This window comes from Aeromonas bestiarum (genome assembly GCF_000819745.1).
In the GTDB taxonomy this organism is placed as follows: Bacteria; Pseudomonadota; Gammaproteobacteria; order Enterobacterales; family Aeromonadaceae; genus Aeromonas; species Aeromonas bestiarum.
The window spans coordinates 1-18,246 of record NZ_CDDA01000009.1 but is presented as its reverse complement, the minus strand read 5'-3'; the positions used below and the strand labels follow the sequence as shown (position 1 = coordinate 18,246).

Sequence of the window (18,246 nt, the reverse complement as noted above, 5' to 3'; positions counted from 1 at the left end):
ATCGAACTGCCGGAAGGCGTAGAGATGGTAATGCCAGGCGACAACATCAAAATGGTTGTTACCCTGATTGCACCGATCGCGATGGACGACGGCCTGCGTTTCGCTATCCGTGAAGGTGGCCGTACCGTAGGTGCTGGTGTTGTAGCCAGCGTAATCGCTTAATCTTTGGCTTACATAAATAAAGCAAAGCCCCTATAATAGGGGCTTTCTTATGTAGGGGCGTAGTTCGAATTGGTAGAACAGCGGTCTCCAAAACCGATGGTTGCGGGTTCGAGTCCTGCCGCCCCTGCCATATACCTCGTCTCGTACGGGGCTTTTGTGTCTTTGGTTACGTCAGATACAGGTGGGTTGTATGAGTGTTAGTTCTGAGAGCCAGGGCGGAAGCAAGGATACCCTGCTTTGGGGCCTGGTTTTCATCATCCTGGCGGCCGCTGTAGTGGGTAATTATCTGCTCAACGATGTTGTCGCTGCCGTCCGCGCCCTGGGTGTGGTCGTCGTCATTGCTGCTGCTGGTGCGGTAGCCCTGCAAACCACCAAGGGAAAGGCGACACTGGCATTTGCCCGTGAGTCTCGCCTGGAAGTCCGCAAGGTCGTATGGCCGACCCGTCAGGAAGCCATTCAGACAACCCTGATTGTGCTGGCGGTGACCGCCGTGATGGGGCTATTGCTGTTCATTCTGGACGGTGCCTTGGTCTGGTTGGTCAACTTGATTACCGGAGTGTAAGGATAAGCCATGACTGAACAACGTGAACAACGTATGAGATGGTATGTCGTGCAGGCATTCTCTGGCTACGAAGGCCGGGTCGCCAAGTCTTTGCGCGAACATATCAAGATGCATGGCATGGAAGACATGTTCGGTGAAGTGCTGGTCCCGACCGAAGAAGTGGTCGAGATGCGTGCTGGCCAGAAGCGCAAGAGTGAGCGCAAGTTTTTCCCAGGCTACGTCCTAGTTCAGATGCTCATGGATGAAACTACATGGCACCTGGTGCGTAACGTACCGCGTGTGATGGGCTTCATCGGTGGTACATCTGATCGTCCTGCTCCTATCTCTGATAAGGAAGCGGATGCCATTCTGAATCGTCTGCAAGATGCCCACGACAAGCCGCGTCCGAAAACCCTGTTTGAACCGGGTGAAATGGTGCGGGTTGCCGACGGTCCGTTCGCTGACTTCAACGGTACCGTTGAAGAGGTGGACTACGAGAAGAGCCGCGTGAAGGTCTCTGTTTTGATCTTCGGTCGCTCAACGCCGGTAGAACTGGATTTTGGTCAGGTCGAAAAGGGCTGATTAAACTCTGTACGTTAACGGTTGTCAGGGGCAGCGAATGTCACTATAATTCGCTGCCCCTTTATTAGTTGGGGAGCCGTTTGCAGGAGCATGTCTCCGAGGCGCTAGAACCCATTTCTGAGGTATTTTTCTAATGGCTAAGAAAGTCACAGCTTATATCAAGCTGCAAGTTAAGGCTGGCAGTGCTAACCCCAGCCCTCCCGTTGGTCCTGCTCTGGGTCAGCACGGTGTAAACATCATGGAATTCTGTAAGGCGTTCAACGCTCGTACAGAGAAGCTGGAAAAAGGCTCACCGACTCCGGTCGTGATCACCGTTTACAGCGACCGTTCCTTCACCTTCGAAACCAAGACTCCGCCTGCTGCCTTCCTGCTGAAGAAAGCTGCCGGAATCCAGTCTGGTTCGGCCAAGCCGAACAAAGACAAGGTTGGTAAGGTGACTGTTGCCCAGCTGCAAGAAATCGCCAAGACCAAAGAGCCGGATATGACCGGTGCCGATCTGGATGCAAAAGTACGTTGCATCGCAGGCTCCGCTCGTTCCATGGGCCTGGTAGTGGAGGATTAAGACAATGGCAAAACTTTCCAAGCGTATGCGCGTTATTCGCGAAAAAGTTGACGGTACCAAAGAGTACTCCATCAACGAAGCCATTGCCCTGCTGAAAGAACTGGCTACCGCCAAGTTCGTTGAAAGCGTTGACGTTGCTGTCAACCTGGGTATCGATGCTCGTAAATCTGACCAAAACGTTCGTGGTGCTACTGTACTGCCGCACGGTACCGGTCGTGATGTACGTGTTGCCGTATTCACCCAGGGTGCCAACGCCGAAGCTGCCAAAGCTGCCGGTGCTGAACTGGTTGGTATGGATGACTTGGCCGATCTGGTCAAGAAAGGCGAGATGAACTTCGACGTCGTGATCGCATCCCCGGATGCCATGCGTGTTGTTGGTCAACTGGGTCAAATCCTGGGCCCGCGTGGCCTGATGCCGAACCCGAAAGTCGGTACTGTAACTCCGAACGTTGCTGAAGCTGTGAAGAATGCCAAAGCCGGTCAGGTTCGTTACCGTAATGACAAGAATGGTATCATCCATACCACTCTGGGTAAGGTTTCTTTCGACGAAGTTCAGCTGAAAGAAAACTTGGAATCACTGCTGATTGCCTTGAAAAAGGCTAAGCCGTCTTCCGCCAAAGGTATCTTCATCAAGAAAGTCAGCATCTCCACCACCATGGGTGCAGGTGTTGCCGTAGACCAAGCTTCTCTGGAAGCTCAGGGCTAATTGATGAGTTTTACAAGGCGCAAAATTTAATCTATAATTTTGCGCCTTGATTGGTTGGGGGCTTCGACCTCCGTCCAAGACCGCAGGAGGCTGCAAAGCCTTAATCCTTCCTGCGTAGACGGTGCCGGAAACCCAGCGAGAAAGATTCTTTCTCTTCTGGAATCCTGCTACCGCATCGTTCCCCTCTGTTGTGAAGGTAGGGGGGATGTGTCAGTACTGAGTCATGAGACTCAGATTCAATCCAGGAGTTAAGCCAATGGCATTGGGACTCGAAGACAAAAAGGCAATTGTTGCTGAAGTCAACGAAGCTGCCAAAGGCGCCCTGTCCGCAGTTGTAGCCGATTCTCGCGGCGTGACTGTAGACAAGATGACCGTCCTGCGTAAAACCGCTCGTGAAGCCGGTGTGTACATGCGCGTTGTGCGTAATACCCTGCTGCGTCGTGCGGTTGAAGGTACCGAATTCGCGTGCCTGAACGACGTATTGACTGGTCCTACCTTGATTGCTTTCTCCAACGAACACCCGGGCGCTGCCGCTCGTCTGTTCAAAGAGTTTGCCAAAGCGAACCAAAAGTTCGAAATCAAGGCCGGCGCTTTTAACGGTGAGTTTATCGCCGCAGCACAAATTGATCGTCTGGCCACGCTGCCGACCTACGACGAAGCAATTGCGAAGTTGATGGCGACTATGAAAGAAGCCTCTGCTGGCAAGCTGGTTCGTACCATCGCTGCTGTGCGTGATCAGAAACAAGCTGCTGCTTGATTCTCGCCTATTTAGGCTGTTTGAGTTTATTCAACATCAGGAATTTTTGTCATGTCTATCACTAAAGACCAAATCATCGAAGCCGTTGCTTCCATGTCCGTAATGGAAGTTGTTGAGCTGATCGAAGCTATGGAAGAGAAGTTCGGCGTTTCTGCCGCTGTTGCTGTTGCTGCCGGTCCGGCTGCTGAAGCAGTAGAAGAGAAAACCGAGTTCGACGTAGTTCTGACTGCTGCTGGCGCCAACAAAGTTGCCGTCATCAAGGCCGTTCGTGCCGCTACCGGTCTGGGCCTGAAAGAAGCCAAGGACCTGGTAGAAGCCGCTCCTGCCAACCTGAAAGAAGCCGTCTCCAAAGACGAAGCTGAAACTCTGAAGAAGCAGCTTGAAGAAGCTGGTGCTTCTGTTGAGATCAAATAATCTGCATTTATGTAGATTAGCCTGATAAAACAGGCTAGGGCTGGTGAATATTTGTTCACCAGCCTTTTTGCGCTGTAGACTGAGAGCATTTCACACCGTTTACGACTCTCGGTGCACCAGCAATCCGGACCGTTTCATCGTCCGGGCCAACACAAAACGGTGTTGAGACAGAGCTGTCCCGCGGGACAGAGTGGGTCACTTATCAGCGAGCTGAGGAACCCTATGGTTTACTCTTATACCGAAAAAAAACGCATTCGTAAGGACTTCGGTAAGCGAGACCAGGTACTGGACACGCCTTATCTGTTGTCCATTCAGCTGGACTCCTTCAAGCAGTTCATCGAGGCTGACCCGGAAGGTGAATACGGCCTAGAGGCCGCTTTCCGTAGCGTTTTCCCGATCACCAGTTACTCCGGTAGTGCTGAGCTTCAGTATGTCAGCTATCGCCTGGGTGAGCCGGTATTTGACGTAAAAGAATGCCAGATCCGTGGAGTGACCTACTCCGCGCCGCTGCGTGTCAAGCTTCGTATGGTTCTATACGATCGTGAAGCAGCTGCCGGCACCGTCAAAGACATCAAGGAACAAGAAGTATACATGGGCGAAATTCCGCTCATGACCGAGAACGGCACCTTTGTTATCAATGGTACCGAGCGGGTAATCGTCTCCCAGCTGCACCGTAGCCCGGGCGTCTTCTTTGACCACGATAAAGGCAAAACCCATTCATCCGGTAAGGTGCTGTATAACGCCCGCGTTATCCCCTACCGTGGCTCCTGGCTGGACTTCGAGTTCGATGCGAAAGACAACCTGTTTGTCCGTATCGACCGTCGTCGTAAATTGCCGGCTTCCATTATTCTGCGCGCCCTGGACTTCAGTTCCGAAGAAATCCTGGCCAACTTCTTCGAGACCATAGGTTTCGAAGTGAAAGATGGCAAGTTGATGATGGATCTGGTGCCCGAGCGCCTGCGTGGTGAAACTGCGACCTTTGACATCGTGGCCAATGGCGCCGTGGTGGTTGAGACCGGTCGTCGTGTGACTGCGCGTCACATCCGTCAGTTGGAAAAGGATGCCGTTACCCAGATTGAGGTACCGGTTGAGTATGTTGTTGGCAAAGTTGCTGCCAAGAACTACGCACATCCGCAAACTGGCGAAATGGTAGTGACTGCCAACCAGGCATTGAGCCTGGAAGCGGTTGCCAACCTCTCCCAAGCCGGCTTCAAGCACTTCGAGGTTCTGTTCACCAACGAACTGGATCACGGTGCCTACATGTCCGAGACCCTGCGTATCGACTCCAGCTCCAGCCGTTTGGAAGCGCTGGTCGAAATCTATCGCATGATGCGTCCGGGCGAGCCGCCTACCCGTGAAGCTGCAGAACAGCTGTTCGAGAACCTGTTCTTCTCTTCCGAGCGTTACGACCTGTCTACCGTAGGTCGGATGAAGTTCAACCGTCGTCTGTCCCGTGAAGACGAGACCGGCGCTGGCACTCTGACCAAAGACGACATAGTCGAAGTCATGAAGCGCCTGATCGACATCCGTAACGGCAATGACGAAGTGGACGATATCGACCACTTGGGTAACCGTCGTATCCGTTCTGTCGGTGAAATGGCTGAAAACCAGTTCCGCGTCGGTCTGGTGCGTGTCGAGCGTGCGGTCAAGGAGCGTCTCTCCCTGGGCGACCTGGACACCCTGATGCCGCAGGATCTGATCAACGCAAAGCCGATCTCCGCCGCAGTCAAAGAGTTCTTTGGTTCCAGCCAGCTGTCTCAGTTCATGGACCAAAACAACCCGCTGTCCGAAGTCACCCACAAGCGCCGTATCTCTGCGCTGGGCCCGGGCGGTTTGACGCGTGAGCGTGCCGGTTTTGAAGTCCGAGATGTGCACCCGACTCACTACGGTCGTCTGTGCCCTATCGAGACTCCTGAAGGTCCGAACATCGGTCTGATCAACTCTCTGTCCGTGTACTCTCGTACCAACGAGTACGGTTTCCTCGAGACCCCGTACCGTAAAGTCATTGACGGTGTGATCACCGACGAGGTGGACTACCTGTCCGCCATCGAAGAAGGCAAGTACGTGATCGCACAGGCTAACGCCGCGACCACCGAAGATGGCCGTCTGAAAGATGAATTGATCCCGTGCCGCCACAAAGGTGAATCCACCTTTATGAACGCCGACCAGATCCAGTATATGGACGTGAGCCCGCAGCAGATCGTATCTGTGGCAGCCGCTCTGATCCCGTTCCTGGAACACGATGATGCTAACCGAGCCCTGATGGGTTCGAACATGCAACGTCAAGCCGTACCGACTCTGCGTGCTGACAAGCCGCTGGTAGGTACCGGTATGGAACGCGCCGTGGCCGTTGACTCCGGTGTAACCGTAGTGGCCAAGCGTGGCGGCATGATCGACTACGTCGATGCCTCCCGTATCGTTATCAAGGTCAACGAAGATGAACTGCTGCCTGGCGAAGCCGGCATCGACATCTACAGCCTGACCAAGTACACCCGTTCCAACCAGAACACCTGTATCAACCAGCGTCCTTGCGTGATGCTGGGTGAGCCGGTCATGGCCGGTGACGTGGTTGCTGACGGTCCGTCTACCGACTTGGGCGAACTGGCGCTGGGCCAAAACCTGCGCGTAGCCTTCATGCCGTGGAACGGCTACAACTTCGAAGACTCGATTCTGGTGAATGAGCGTGTTGTTCAGGAAGATCGCCTGACCACCATCCATATCCAGGAACTGGCCTGTATCTCCCGTGACACCAAGCTGGGTCCGGAAGAGATCACTGCCGACATCCCGAACGTGGGTGAAGCCGCTCTGTCCAAGCTGGACGAGTCCGGTATCGTCTACGTGGGTGCCGAAGTGAAGGGCGGCGACATCCTGGTCGGCAAGGTAACACCGAAAGGTGAAACCCAGCTGACCCCGGAAGAGAAGCTGCTGCGCGCCATCTTCGGTGAGAAGGCCTCCGATGTGAAGGACTCCTCCCTGCGTGTGCCGAACGGTGTGTACGGTACCGTGGTTGACGTGCAAGTCTTTACCCGCGATGGCGTGGAAAAAGACAAGCGCGCCAAAGAAATCGAAGAGATGCAGCTGAAGGAAGCGAAGAAGGACTTGACCGAAGAGTTCAAGATCCTGGAAGACGGCATTTTCGGCCGCTCCCGCAACCTGCTGCTGGCCGCCGGTTACAGCGAAGATCGTCTGAACAAGCTGGATCGTACCAAGTGGTTTGAATTGGCCATCGAAGATGAAGCCAAGCAGATCGAGCTGGAACAGATCGCCGAACAGCACATCGAGCTGAAAGCCGACTTCGACAAGAAGTTCGAGAACAAGCGTCGCAAGATTATCCAGGGTGATGATCTGGCGCCGGGCGTACTGAAAATCGTCAAGGTTTACCTGGCAGTCAAGCGTCGCATCCAACCGGGTGACAAGATGGCGGGCCGTCACGGTAACAAGGGTGTTATCTCCAAGATCTGCCCGGTCGAGGATATGCCTCATGACGAATACGGCCGTCCGGTCGATATCGTACTGAACCCCTTGGGCGTACCGTCCCGTATGAACATCGGTCAGATCCTCGAAGTACACTTGGGCCTCGCGGCCAAGGGCATCGGCGAGAAGATCGACCGCATGATCAAGGAACAGCGCGCGCTGCACGAGATGCGTGACTTCCTGCAACAGGTCTATGACTTGGGCGAGAAAGACACCAAGCAAGTGGACATCGCCGAGCTGTCTGACGACGACGTACGTACCCTGGTGGGTAACCTGCGCAAGGGTCTGCCGGTCGCTACACCTGTCTTTGATGGTGCCAAAGAGCACGAAATCAAGGCCTTGCTGAAGCTGGCCGATCTGCCGGAATCCGGTCAGATTTCCCTGTTCGACGGTCGTACCGGCAACGCTTTCGAGCGTAAGGTCACCGTGGGTTACATGTACATGCTGAAGCTGAACCACCTGGTAGACGACAAGATGCATGCGCGTTCTACCGGTTCTTACAGCCTGGTTACCCAGCAGCCGCTGGGTGGTAAGGCACAGTTCGGTGGTCAGCGTTTCGGTGAGATGGAAGTGTGGGCCCTGGAGGCTTACGGTGCGGCATATACCCTGCAGGAAATGCTGACCGTCAAGTCTGACGATGTGAATGGCCGTACCAAGATGTACAAAAACATCGTGGATGGCGACCACCGTATGGAGCCGGGCATGCCCGAATCCTTCAACGTACTGTTGAAGGAAATCCGCTCTCTGGGTATCAACATCGAGCTGGACGAAGAGTAAGAGCTCGCTCTTATTGTTCGAGAATTGACGTGGGCGCCCTGCTGCTTTGGCAGTAGGGCGCCGAGGTTAGACTCCTGACAGGGGAAACACGTGAAAGACTTACTCAAGTTTTTGAAGGCTCAGACCAAGACCGAAGAGTTTGACAGTATCAAGATCGGTCTGGCCTCTCCTGACATGATCCGCTCCTGGTCATTCGGTGAGGTCAAAAAGCCTGAGACCATCAACTACCGGACTTTCAAGCCGGAACGTGATGGTCTGTTCTGCGCCCGTATCTTCGGACCGGTGAAGGACTACGAGTGTCTGTGCGGCAAGTACAAGCGCCTGAAACACCGTGGTGTGATCTGTGAGAAGTGCGGCGTAGAAGTGACCCAGACCAAGGTCCGTCGCGAGCGTATGGGCCACATCGAGCTGGCCAGCCCGACTGCCCACATCTGGTTCCTGAAGTCCCTGCCGTCCCGTATCGGTCTGCTGCTGGACATGACCCTGCGTGACATCGAGCGCGTGCTGTATTTCGAATCCTATGTAGTGATCGAGCCCGGCATGACCAACCTCGAGCGCAGCCAGATGCTGTCCGAAGAGAACTATCTGGACGCACTGGAAGAGTGGGGCGACGAATTCGACGCCAAGATGGGTGCCGAAGCAATCCTTGCATTGCTGCGTGCCATCGATCTGGAAGGCGAAGTCAAGACCATGCGTGAGGAGCTGGATCAGACCAACTCCGAGACCAAGCGCAAGAAGACCACCAAGCGCCTGAAGCTGATGGAAGCCTTCTTGCAGTCCGGCAACAAGCCGGAGTGGATGATCATGACAGTGCTGCCTGTGCTGCCGCCGGACCTGCGTCCGCTGGTACCGCTGGACGGCGGCCGTTTCGCGACTTCCGATCTGAACGATCTGTACCGTCGCGTGATCAACCGTAACAACCGTTTGAAGCGCCTGCTGGACTTGGCCGCCCCGGACATCATAGTGCGCAACGAAAAGCGCATGCTGCAAGAGTCCGTGGATGCCCTGCTGGACAACGGCCGTCGTGGCCGTGCCATCACAGGTTCCAACAAGCGTCCGCTGAAATCCTTGGCCGATATGATCAAGGGTAAGCAAGGTCGTTTCCGTCAGAACCTGCTGGGTAAGCGCGTCGACTACTCTGGTCGTTCCGTTATCACCGTAGGCCCGACGCTGCGTCTGCATCAGTGCGGTCTGCCGAAGAAGATGGCGCTGGAGCTGTTCAAGCCCTTCATCTATGGCAAGCTGGAATCCCGCGGTCTGGCGACCACGATCAAGGCCGCCAAGAAGATGGTGGAGCGTGAAGAAGCTGTCGTTTGGGATATCCTGGACGAAGTGATCCGCGAACACCCGGTCCTGCTGAACCGTGCACCGACCCTGCACCGTCTGGGTATCCAGGCGTTTGAACCGACTCTGATCGAAGGCAAGGCCATCCAGCTGCACCCGCTCGTCTGTGCCGCCTATAACGCGGACTTCGATGGTGACCAGATGGCGGTCCACGTACCGCTGACCCTGGAAGCCCAGCTGGAAGCGCGCGCCCTGATGATGTCTACCAACAACATCCTGTCGCCTGCCTCCGGTGAGCCGATCATAGTTCCTTCCCAGGACGTGGTCTTGGGTCTGTACTACATGACCCGTGCCCGTATCAACGCCAAGGGCGAAGGTATGGTGTTGGCCGGCCCGAAAGAAGCCGAGAAGGTATATCGCGCCGGTCTGGCCGATCTGCATGCTCGCGTTAAAGTGCGCATCACCGAATATCTCCGTCAGGAAGATGATTCGCTGGTAGAGCGTACCGAGATGAAGAACACCACTGTTGGTCGTGCGATCCTGAGCCTGATCCTGCCGAAAGGCATGGAATACGCCCTGATCGATGAGCCCAAGGTGCTGACTGCTGCAGAGCAGGCTGATCTGGATGCCAATCCGCAGAACTGGATCAAGTCCGTATCCAACAAGGCGCTGGGCAAAAAGCTCATCTCCCGTCTGCTGAACACCTGCTATCGCAAGCAGGGCCTGAAGGACACCGTTATCTTCGCTGACCAGCTGATGTATACCGGTTTCCATTATGCGGCCCTGTCCGGTGCTTCCGTTGGTATCGATGACATGGTCATCCCGGATGCCAAGAAAGACATCATCGCCGCAGCCGAAGCCGAAGTTGCCGAGATCCAGGATCAGTTCCTGTCCGGTCTGGTGACCGCGGGCGAACGCTACAACAAGGTTATCGATATCTGGGCCAGCGCCAACGAGCGCGTCTCCAAGGCCATGATGGAGAACTTGTCCAAAGAGCGTGATGTCAACTCGCTGGGTGAAGAAGAAGAGCAGGCGTCGTTCAACAGCATCTTCATGATGGCCGACTCTGGTGCGCGGGGTTCCGCCGCCCAGATCCGTCAGCTGGCCGGTATGCGTGGCCTGATGGCCAAGCCGGATGGCTCCATCATCGAGACCCCGATCGTCGCGAACTTCCGCGAAGGTCTGAACGTACTGCAGTACTTCATCTCCACTCACGGTGCCCGTAAGGGTCTGGCGGATACCGCACTGAAGACGGCTAACTCCGGTTACCTGACTCGTCGTCTGGTTGACGTGGCACAGGACATGGTGATCACCGAGGACGATTGCGGCACTATCGAAGGTCTGTGGATGACTCCGCTGATCGAAGGTGGTGACGTGGTCGAGCCGCTGCGTGAGCGCGTGCTGGGCCGTGTGGTTGCCGATGACGTGATCAAGCCGGGTACCGAGGACGAGATCCTGGTAGCGCGCAACACCCTGCTCGACGAGCAGCTGTGTGACCTGCTGGAACAAAACTCCGTTGACCGCGTGAAGGTGCGTTCTGCCATCACCTGTGAAACTGACTTCGGTAACTGTGCTCACTGCTACGGCCGTGATCTGGCCCGTGGTCACCTGGTGAACAAGGGTGAGGCTGTCGGTGTTATCGCCGCCCAGTCCATCGGTGAACCGGGTACCCAGCTGACGATGCGTACCTTCCACATCGGTGGTGCCGCATCCCGAGCCGCTGCCGAGAACAGCATCCAGGTGAAGAATACCGGTACCATCAAGCTGCAGAACGCCAAGTTCGTTCACAACAGCGATGACAAACTGGTTATCACCTCCCGTTCTACCGAACTGACCATCATGGATGACATGGGCCGTACCAAGGAAAGCCACAAGCTGCCCTACGGTGCCGTGTTGGAAGTGAAGGATACTCAGGCCGTGAGCGCCGGTGACACTGTCGCCAACTGGGATCCGCACACCCACCCGATCATCACCGAAGTGGCGGGTCGCCTCCAGTTCGAACACATGATCGATGGCGTGACCATCACTCGTCAGACCGACGAGCTGACCGGTCTCTCTTCTATCGTCGTACTGGATGTCAACGAGCGTCCGAGTGCCGGTAAAGAGATGCGTCCGACCGTTAAACTGGTCGACCTGAACGGCAAAGATGTCATGATCCCGGGTACCGATGTCGCCGCCCAGTACTTCCTGCCGGGCAAGGCAATCGTGAACCTGGAAGATGGTGCCAACGTGGGTGTGGGTGACGCGGTAGCGCGTATCCCGCAAGAATCCAGTGGTACCAAGGACATCACCGGTGGTCTGCCGCGCGTTGCGGATCTGTTCGAAGCACGTCAACCGAAGGAACCTGCCATCCTGGCCGAGATCTCCGGTACCATCTCCTTCGGGAAAGAGACCAAGGGCAAACGCCGTCTGGTCATCACCCCGACCGATGGTGGCGACGTCTACGAGGAGATGATTCCGAAGTGGCGTAACCTGAACGTGTTCGAAGGTGAAAAAGTTGAGAAGGGTGAAGTGCTGGCGGACGGTCCTGAGTCTGCTCATGACATCCTGCGTCTGCGCGGTATCAGCCCGGTCGCCAACTACATCGCCAACGAAGTGCAGGACGTTTACCGTCTGCAAGGCGTTAAGATCAACGACAAGCACATCGAAGTCATCGTTCGTCAGATGCTGCGCAAGTGCGAGATCCTGAGCGCTGGTGACACTGACCTGATCGAAGGCGAGCAGGTTGAAGTGGCCCGTGTGAAGATTGCCAACCGTAAGCTGGTTGCAGAGGGCAAGGCCCCGGCTACCTTCCGTCATATTCTGATGGGTATTACCAAGGCATCTCTGAGCACAGAGTCCTTCATCTCCGCGGCTTCCTTCCAGGAAACCACCCGTGTTCTGACCGAAGCGGCCGTTGGCGGCAAGCGTGATGAACTGCGTGGCCTGAAAGAGAACGTGATCGTGGGTCGTCTGATCCCGGCTGGTACCGGCTTTGCCTACCACCATAGCCGGATCAACCAGCGTGCCGCCGCAGCTCGTGCTGTCGGTGTACCGCAGGTGACTGCCGATGAGGCTCAGCAAAACCTGGCGGATCTGCTCAACGCATCCGGCAGTTTTGACGAAGAGTAATCTTCTGCTGCAGTGATTGAAAAAGGGCTCCTTCAAGGGGCCCTTTTTGTTGGTCGTTTTCTCGTCAACCCCAGTCGCCACGCGGATATTCGGATGATCCAGAGCAAGGTTGGGGAGTAAAAAATCAAAAAAAGTTGACATTGCCCCCTCGCAATTGAAAACTCGGGAAAGTTGAATGGTTATTACAGGGGTAGAACATGACTGTCGGTATCGAGGAAGTACTGCTTCCCGAAGAGCAACTGAGCGGTCGCACTTTTACAGACGAAGACAGGGAATTGTTGCGCTCCTATGGAGGGCTTATCGAAGGCTTGGCCGAACTGTTCGGCAAGCACTGTGAAGTGGTTCTTCACTCCCTGGAAAATCTGCACGAGTCCGTGATCAAGATTGCCAACGGGTTCAATACGGGACGGAATGAGGGGGCACCCATTACCGATCTCGCGCTGCGTATGCTCAAGGACATAGAGAATACCGGCCAGGATTACACCCAGAGTTATTTTGCCCGCAGCCGTACCGGCGCCCTGATGAAGTCGAGTACCATCGCCATCAGGAACAGTGACAAGCAGGTGATAGGTCTTATCTGTATCAACCTGCACATCAATGCGCCTTTTCACGAGTTTGTCGCCGAATTCTTCCCGACGCCCCAGCAAGTGGAGCGCCAGTCGCCGGAGACCTTTGCCAACAGCGTCGAAGAGTTGGTCGCCCAGACGGTGGACAACACCATCGACGAGATCAACCGCGATCCGACCGTTGCCAACAATGCTAAAAACAGGTTTATCGTGACCCAGTTGTTCGAGAAGGGCATATTTGATATCAAGGACTCGATCAACCTGGTCGCCGACAAATTGAATATTTCCAAACATACCGTTTATCTGTACATCCGACAGCGCAAGCAGGGTGAAGACGAGAACGAGTAAGCGCCATAGAAGGGGATAGATAAGAATGGCTAAAGAAGTGATTGCAACCGACAAGGCGCCTGCCGCAATTGGTCCGTATGTTCAGGCTACCAAGCTGGGCGAATTGGTCTTCACCTCCGGGCAGATCCCGCTCGATCCGGCCACCATGGAGATAGTGGCTGGCGGTATCGAAGCGCAGGCCGAGCAGGTGATGAAGAACCTGGTTGCAGTATTGAAGGAAGCCGGTGCCGATACTGGCAAGGTGCTGAAGACCACCTGTTTCCTCAGCGACATGAACAACTTCGTTGCCTTTAACCAGGTATATGCCCGTTACTTTGGCGACTCGGCTCCGGCCCGTTCCTGTGTGGAAGTGGCGCGTCTGCCCAAGGATGTGCTGGTTGAAGTCGAAGCCATTGCTTACGTCTGATCCTCGGCAGAATGAAGAGCCCCTCCCAGGAGGGGCTTTTTTGTCTTTGGCGTAGAATGGACAGACACCCGTACAGGAGTCCGGATATGAGTCTGAATTTTGCCTTGCTGGTAACGGGGCCCGCCTATGGTACCCAGTCGGCCAGCACTGCCTACCGCTTCGCCTTGAGCCTCATCGAGCAGGGCCACCGGTTGTCACATCTGTTTTTCTATCAGGACGGGGTCTGCAATGGTAACGGCTTGCATGCCCCGGCATCTGATGAGACCGACCTGGTGGCCCTGTGGCGCGAGCTGGCCATAGGGCAGGGGATCCGTATCGATGTGTGCGTCGCCGCCGCCATGCGGCGCGGTGTGCTCGATGAGACAGAGGCGAAGGGAGCAGGCAAGGGTCAATTCAACCTGCAGGCCCCCTTCTGCCTGAGCGGGCTGGGTCAGCTGGCCGAAGCCAGCCTGACCGCCGATCGCTTTGTCCAGTTCTAGGGAGGGAGAGATGAACAAGATAGCCTTTATGTGTCGTCGCGGCCCTCATGGTACGTCTGCCGGACGGGAAGGACTGGATGCCTTGCTGGCGACCTCGGCGCTGACCGAGTCGCTGGCCCTGTTCCTCATCGGTGACGGTGTCTTGCAACTGGTCAGGGAGCAGCAGCCTCAGGCCATCTTGCAGCGCCACTATGCACCGACCTTCAAGTTGCTGGAGCTGTACGACATCGAGGAGGTCTATGTGTGTGCCGACTCGCTGGCCGAACGCGGTCTGACGGTGGATGATCTGCTGATCCCCGTCGAGTGCCTCTCCCGTGCCGACATCCGCCGCCAGTGGGGCCACTGCGCGATTCACATCTGCTTCTGAGGTGCTCATGATACAGCTGATATTGACCTCTCCCTTCCTGAGCCGGGATCTGGAACAGGCGCTCTGTTATCGCCAGCCGGATGATCTGCTGGTGCTGATGCAGGATGCCGTCATCGCGGCCACGGTCCCTCAATGGGGTGAGCGACTGGCAGCTATTCCGCTCTATGTAATGCGAGAAGACTTGCAGGCGAGGGGATTGCAGCACAGGATCGGGATGGATCTGGATATGGCCGGTCTGGTCGCACTGATCGCGGAAAACGGGTCACCGCAGACCTGGGGTGGCTAGCGTCCATTTTTATCGATGAAGTTCAGTTAGTTATGACTATTGACAGGGGATCCATTGTGCCCTTTTGCGGCACGGATTGTATAAATCTTGACTCCCTTGACAACAGGGCATAAAATTTCGCGTCCCCGTATCTGCGGGGAGGATTTTTCACATGTTTATGAAGTCATTATCAGGAGCCTTTTGATGGCAACTATTAACCAGTTGGTTCGCAAGCCACGCATCAAGCTCGTTGTGAAAAGCAACGTGCCTGCGCTGGAAGCGTGCCCTCAGAAGCGTGGCGTGTGCACCCGTGTATACACCACCACCCCGAAGAAGCCTAACTCTGCACTGCGTAAAGTATGCCGTGTACGTCTGACCAACGGCTTCGAAGTCACCTCCTATATCGGTGGTGAAGGTCACAACCTGCAGGAACACTCCGTTGTTCTGATCCGTGGCGGTCGTGTCAAGGATTTGCCAGGTGTTCGTTACCACACCGTTCGTGGTGCGTTGGACTGTGCCGGTGTTAAAGACCGTAAGCAGGCTCGCTCCAAGTATGGCGTGAAGCGTCCGAAAGCTTAATGGTTCTCCGTTAAGTAAGGCCAAACGTTAATTCGTTTCTAGTTAGATAACTTTCTAGTTTTGGGTAACCCCTGAAGTTACGGAGAATTTGAAATGCCAAGACGTCGTGTTGTTGGTCAGCGTAAAATCCTGCCGGATCCCAAGTTCGGATCAGAGCTGCTGGCTAAATTTGTCAACGTAGTAATGGTTGACGGTAAGAAATCTGTTTCCGAAGCCATCGTATATGGCGCGCTGGACATCATTGCCACCAAATCTGGCAAAGATCACCTGGCCGTATTCGAAGAAGCCCTGGACAACATTCGTCCGTCCGTCGAGGTTAAATCTCGTCGTGTCGGTGGTGCAACCTATCAGGTACCGGTAGAAGTTCGTCCGGTCCGTCGCAATGCCCTGGCAATGCGCTGGTTGGTTGACGCCGCTCGTAAACGTGGTGAAAAATCAATGGCTCAGCGTTTGGCTGGCGAGCTGCTGGATGCCGCTGACAATAAGGGTTCGTCTGTCAAGAAACGTGAAGACGTTCACCGTATGGCTGAAGCGAACAAGGCCTTCGCTCACTTCCGCTGGTAATCCGCTTGCGCAGGGTCTTTTGGCTCTGCGCACCTTCAGTTATCTAGGGGTCCGCTCCTAGTAAGAGGATGACAATGGCTCGTACAACCCCCATTGAGCGTTATCGTAACATCGGTATCTCCGCTCACATCGACGCCGGTAAGACTACTACTACCGAGCGCGTTCTGTTTTATACCGGTGTAAGTCACAAGATCGGTGAAGTTCACGATGGCGCTGCCACCATGGACTGGATGGAACAGGAACAAGAGCGTGGTATCACCATCACCTCCGCCGCGACCACCGCTTTCTGGTCCGGTATGGGTAAACAGTTCCAACCGCACCGTATCAACATCATCGATACCCCCGGCCACGTTGACTTTACTATCGAAGTAGAGCGTTCAATGCGTGTTCTGGATGGCGCCGTGATGGTGTACTGTGCCGTAGGTGGCGTACAGCCACAGTCTGAGACCGTATGGCGTCAGGCTAACAAGTACAAGGTTCCCCGTATCGCGTTCGTCAACAAGATGGACCGTACCGGTGCCAACTATCTGCGCTGCGTTGAGCACATCAAGACCCGCCTGAAAGGTAACCCGGTTCCGCTGCAACTGAACATCGGTTCAGAAGAGAACTTTAAGGGCGTTATCGATCTGGTCAAGATGAAAGCCATCAACTGGAGCGAAGCAGATCAGGGCGTATCCTTCGATTACGAAGAGATCCCGGCTGAGCTGCTGGAAAAAGCGCAAGAAATGCGCATGACCCTGGTCGAAGCCGCTGCTGAAGCGTCTGAAGATCTGATGGAAAAATACCTGGGTGGTGAAGAACTGACTGAAGAAGAGATCAAGAAAGCTCTTCGTCTGCGCGTTCTGAACAACGAAATCATCTTGGTTACCTGTGGCTCCGCGTTCAAGAACAAGGGCGTACAGGCCATGCTGGATGCCGTGGTTGACTATCTGCCGGCACCGACCGACGTAGCTGCCATCGACGGCCTGAAGCTGGACGGCGTCACCAAAGACGAGCGTCATGCTTCTGATGAAGAGCCGTTCGCTGCTCTGGCATTCAAGATTGCCACCGACCCGTTCGTAGGCAACCTGACCTTCTTCCGCGTCTACTCCGGCGTAGTTAACTCCGGTGACTCCGTGCTGAACTCTGTCAAAGAGAAGCGCGAGCGTTTTGGCCGTATCGTTCAGATGCACGCCAACAAGCGTGAAGAGATCAAAGAAGTTCGCGCAGGCGATATCGCTGCTGCCATCGGTCTGAAAGATGTGACCACTGGTGACACCCTGTGTGACGAAAAAGCACCGATCATCCTCGAGCGTATGGAATTCCCGGAGCCGGTAATCTCCATCGCGGTTGAGCCGAAAACTAAGGCTGACCAAGAGAAGATGGGTCTGGCACTCGGCCGTCTGGCGCAGGAAGATCCGTCTTTCCGCGTATGGACTGACGAAGAATCTGGCCAAACCATCATCGCCGGTATGGGTGAGCTGCACTTGGACATCATCGTTGACCGTATGCGTCGCGAGTTCAAGGTTGAAGCGAACGTAGGTAAGCCGCAGGTTGCCTACCGTGAAACCATTCGTGAAACCGTCAAGGATATCGAAGGTAAGCACGCCAAGCAGTCTGGTGGTCGTGGTCAGTATGGTCACGTCATCATCGACATGTACCCGCTGGAAGCCGGCAAAGCCTATGAGTTCGTTAACGACATCAAAGGCGGCGTGATTCCTGGTGAATACATCCCGGGTGTTGACAAGGGTATCCGTGAGCAGCTGAAATCCGGCCCGCTGGCAGGTTATCCGGTAATGGATCTGGGTGTGCGTCTGCACTACGGTTCTTACCACGATGTCGACTCCTCCGAATTGGCGTTCAAGATCGCTGCTTCCCTGGCCTTCAAGGCTGGTTACATGAAGGCAAGCCCGGTCCTGCTCGAGCCGATCATGAAGGTTGAAGTCGAGACTCCGGAAGATTACATGGGCGACGTTATCGGTGACCTGAACCGTCGTCGTGGCCTGATCGAAGGTATGGAAGACGGCCCGTCCGGCAAGATCGTACGTGCCCTGGTGCCGCTGGCCGAGATGTTCGGTTATGCGACCGCCCTGCGTTCCGCTACCCAAGGTCGTGCTTCCTACGCAATGGAATTCGCTAAGTACTCCGACGCCCCGAACAACGTGGCCCAGGCAGTCATCGAAGAGCGCAAATCCAAGTAATTTATGATTCCCCGCCTACGACGGTAGGCGGGTTTAACCTAGAAGGACTACGTCGTGTCTAAAGAAAAATTTGAGCGTAATAAACCGCACGTAAACGTCGGCACCATCGGCCACGTTGACCA

17 protein-coding genes and 1 tRNA gene are annotated in these 18,246 nt (G+C 55.3%); all 18 read left to right on the top strand.

All coding sequences use genetic code 11. The annotated features are described in order from the left end of the window. Positions 1-162, top strand: a 162-nt coding sequence (locus BN1118_RS21005; protein ID WP_080771121.1) for an EF-Tu C-terminal domain-related protein, incomplete at its 5' end; no start/stop codon positions are given. 53 nt (positions 163-215) lie between these two features. Then, positions 216-292: transfer RNA gene (locus BN1118_RS05505), tRNA-Trp, on the top strand. A gap of 60 nt (positions 293-352) precedes the next feature. Then, complete coding sequence (gene secE / locus BN1118_RS05500; RefSeq protein ID WP_011707705.1) at positions 353-724, top strand: preprotein translocase subunit SecE; 372 nt, start codon at positions 353-355, stop codon at positions 722-724. A 9-nt stretch (positions 725-733) separates the two neighbouring features. Beyond that, positions 734-1,285: a transcription termination/antitermination protein NusG gene (gene nusG / locus BN1118_RS05495; RefSeq protein ID WP_005318554.1), complete on the top strand. Its 552-nt coding sequence runs from the start codon at positions 734-736 to the stop codon at positions 1,283-1,285. Positions 1,286-1,418: 133 nt separating this feature from the next. Then, positions 1,419-1,847, top strand: a complete 429-nt coding sequence (gene rplK / locus BN1118_RS05490) for a 50S ribosomal protein L11 (protein ID WP_005318556.1) — start codon at positions 1,419-1,421, stop codon at positions 1,845-1,847. Positions 1,848-1,851: 4 nt separating this feature from the next. Then, a complete protein-coding gene (rplA, locus tag BN1118_RS05485; protein ID WP_042036011.1) occupies positions 1,852-2,553 on the top strand; it encodes a 50S ribosomal protein L1 in 702 nt (233 codons plus the stop codon). A gap of 256 nt (positions 2,554-2,809) precedes the next feature. Then, a complete protein-coding gene (rplJ, locus tag BN1118_RS05480) occupies positions 2,810-3,310 on the top strand; it encodes a 50S ribosomal protein L10 (protein ID WP_005318563.1) in 501 nt (166 codons plus the stop codon). Positions 3,311-3,361: 51 nt separating this feature from the next. Continuing rightward, positions 3,362-3,724, top strand: coding sequence for a 50S ribosomal protein L7/L12 (gene rplL / locus BN1118_RS05475; protein ID WP_042036012.1), 363 nt, complete (start codon positions 3,362-3,364; stop codon positions 3,722-3,724). A 222-nt stretch (positions 3,725-3,946) separates the two neighbouring features. Beyond that, positions 3,947-7,975, top strand: coding sequence for a DNA-directed RNA polymerase subunit beta (gene rpoB / locus BN1118_RS05470; RefSeq protein WP_042867349.1), 4,029 nt, complete (start codon positions 3,947-3,949; stop codon positions 7,973-7,975). Between the two features lie 90 nt (positions 7,976-8,065). Next, positions 8,066-12,370, top strand: coding sequence for a DNA-directed RNA polymerase subunit beta' (gene rpoC / locus BN1118_RS05465; protein WP_043142620.1), 4,305 nt, complete (start codon positions 8,066-8,068; stop codon positions 12,368-12,370). Positions 12,371-12,567: 197 nt separating this feature from the next. Further along, on the top strand, positions 12,568-13,284 hold the full coding sequence (locus BN1118_RS05460; RefSeq protein ID WP_043554914.1) for a helix-turn-helix transcriptional regulator: 717 nt from the start codon (positions 12,568-12,570) through the stop codon (positions 13,282-13,284). A gap of 25 nt (positions 13,285-13,309) precedes the next feature. Next, complete coding sequence (locus BN1118_RS05455) at positions 13,310-13,690, top strand: RidA family protein (RefSeq protein WP_042036016.1); 381 nt, start codon at positions 13,310-13,312, stop codon at positions 13,688-13,690. 86 nt (positions 13,691-13,776) lie between these two features. Further along, on the top strand, positions 13,777-14,169 hold the full coding sequence (gene tusD, locus BN1118_RS05450; protein ID WP_043554912.1) for a sulfurtransferase complex subunit TusD: 393 nt from the start codon (positions 13,777-13,779) through the stop codon (positions 14,167-14,169). 10 nt (positions 14,170-14,179) lie between these two features. Continuing rightward, positions 14,180-14,536, top strand: a complete 357-nt coding sequence (gene tusC, locus BN1118_RS05445; protein WP_043554910.1) for a sulfurtransferase complex subunit TusC — start codon at positions 14,180-14,182, stop codon at positions 14,534-14,536. Positions 14,537-14,543: 7 nt separating this feature from the next. After that, the gene (gene tusB / locus BN1118_RS05440) at positions 14,544-14,822 is read left to right on the top strand and encodes a sulfurtransferase complex subunit TusB (protein ID WP_043554908.1); all 279 of its coding nucleotides are present in this window, start codon (positions 14,544-14,546) and stop codon (positions 14,820-14,822) included. A gap of 183 nt (positions 14,823-15,005) precedes the next feature. Continuing rightward, positions 15,006-15,380 (top strand): 30S ribosomal protein S12, encoded by a 375-nt coding sequence (rpsL, locus tag BN1118_RS21000; RefSeq protein ID WP_005306278.1) that lies wholly within the window; start codon positions 15,006-15,008, stop codon positions 15,378-15,380. A 93-nt stretch (positions 15,381-15,473) separates the two neighbouring features. After that, positions 15,474-15,944: a 30S ribosomal protein S7 gene (gene rpsG, locus BN1118_RS05430; RefSeq protein WP_005901834.1), complete on the top strand. Its 471-nt coding sequence runs from the start codon at positions 15,474-15,476 to the stop codon at positions 15,942-15,944. 74 nt (positions 15,945-16,018) lie between these two features. Then, the gene (fusA, locus tag BN1118_RS05425) at positions 16,019-18,124 is read left to right on the top strand and encodes an elongation factor G (RefSeq protein ID WP_043142611.1); all 2,106 of its coding nucleotides are present in this window, start codon (positions 16,019-16,021) and stop codon (positions 18,122-18,124) included. Positions 18,125-18,246: the final 122 nt, after the last annotated feature.

Coding starts and splice junctions, on each gene's coding strand:
- secE (WP_011707705.1), top strand. CDS start 353: ATGAGTGTTAGTTCTGAGAGCCAGGGCGGAAGCAAGGATACCCTGCTT.
- nusG (WP_005318554.1), top strand. CDS start 734: ATGACTGAACAACGTGAACAACGTATGAGATGGTATGTCGTGCAGGCA.
- rplK (WP_005318556.1), top strand. CDS start 1,419: ATGGCTAAGAAAGTCACAGCTTATATCAAGCTGCAAGTTAAGGCTGGC.
- rplA (WP_042036011.1), top strand. CDS start 1,852: ATGGCAAAACTTTCCAAGCGTATGCGCGTTATTCGCGAAAAAGTTGAC.
- rplJ (WP_005318563.1), top strand. CDS start 2,810: ATGGCATTGGGACTCGAAGACAAAAAGGCAATTGTTGCTGAAGTCAAC.
- rplL (WP_042036012.1), top strand. CDS start 3,362: ATGTCTATCACTAAAGACCAAATCATCGAAGCCGTTGCTTCCATGTCC.
- rpoB (WP_042867349.1), top strand. CDS start 3,947: ATGGTTTACTCTTATACCGAAAAAAAACGCATTCGTAAGGACTTCGGT.
- BN1118_RS05460 (WP_043554914.1), top strand. CDS start 12,568: ATGACTGTCGGTATCGAGGAAGTACTGCTTCCCGAAGAGCAACTGAGC.
- BN1118_RS05455 (WP_042036016.1), top strand. CDS start 13,310: ATGGCTAAAGAAGTGATTGCAACCGACAAGGCGCCTGCCGCAATTGGT.
- tusD (WP_043554912.1), top strand. CDS start 13,777: ATGAGTCTGAATTTTGCCTTGCTGGTAACGGGGCCCGCCTATGGTACC.
- tusC (WP_043554910.1), top strand. CDS start 14,180: ATGAACAAGATAGCCTTTATGTGTCGTCGCGGCCCTCATGGTACGTCT.
- tusB (WP_043554908.1), top strand. CDS start 14,544: ATGATACAGCTGATATTGACCTCTCCCTTCCTGAGCCGGGATCTGGAA.
- rpsL (WP_005306278.1), top strand. CDS start 15,006: ATGGCAACTATTAACCAGTTGGTTCGCAAGCCACGCATCAAGCTCGTT.
- rpsG (WP_005901834.1), top strand. CDS start 15,474: ATGCCAAGACGTCGTGTTGTTGGTCAGCGTAAAATCCTGCCGGATCCC.
- fusA (WP_043142611.1), top strand. CDS start 16,019: ATGGCTCGTACAACCCCCATTGAGCGTTATCGTAACATCGGTATCTCC.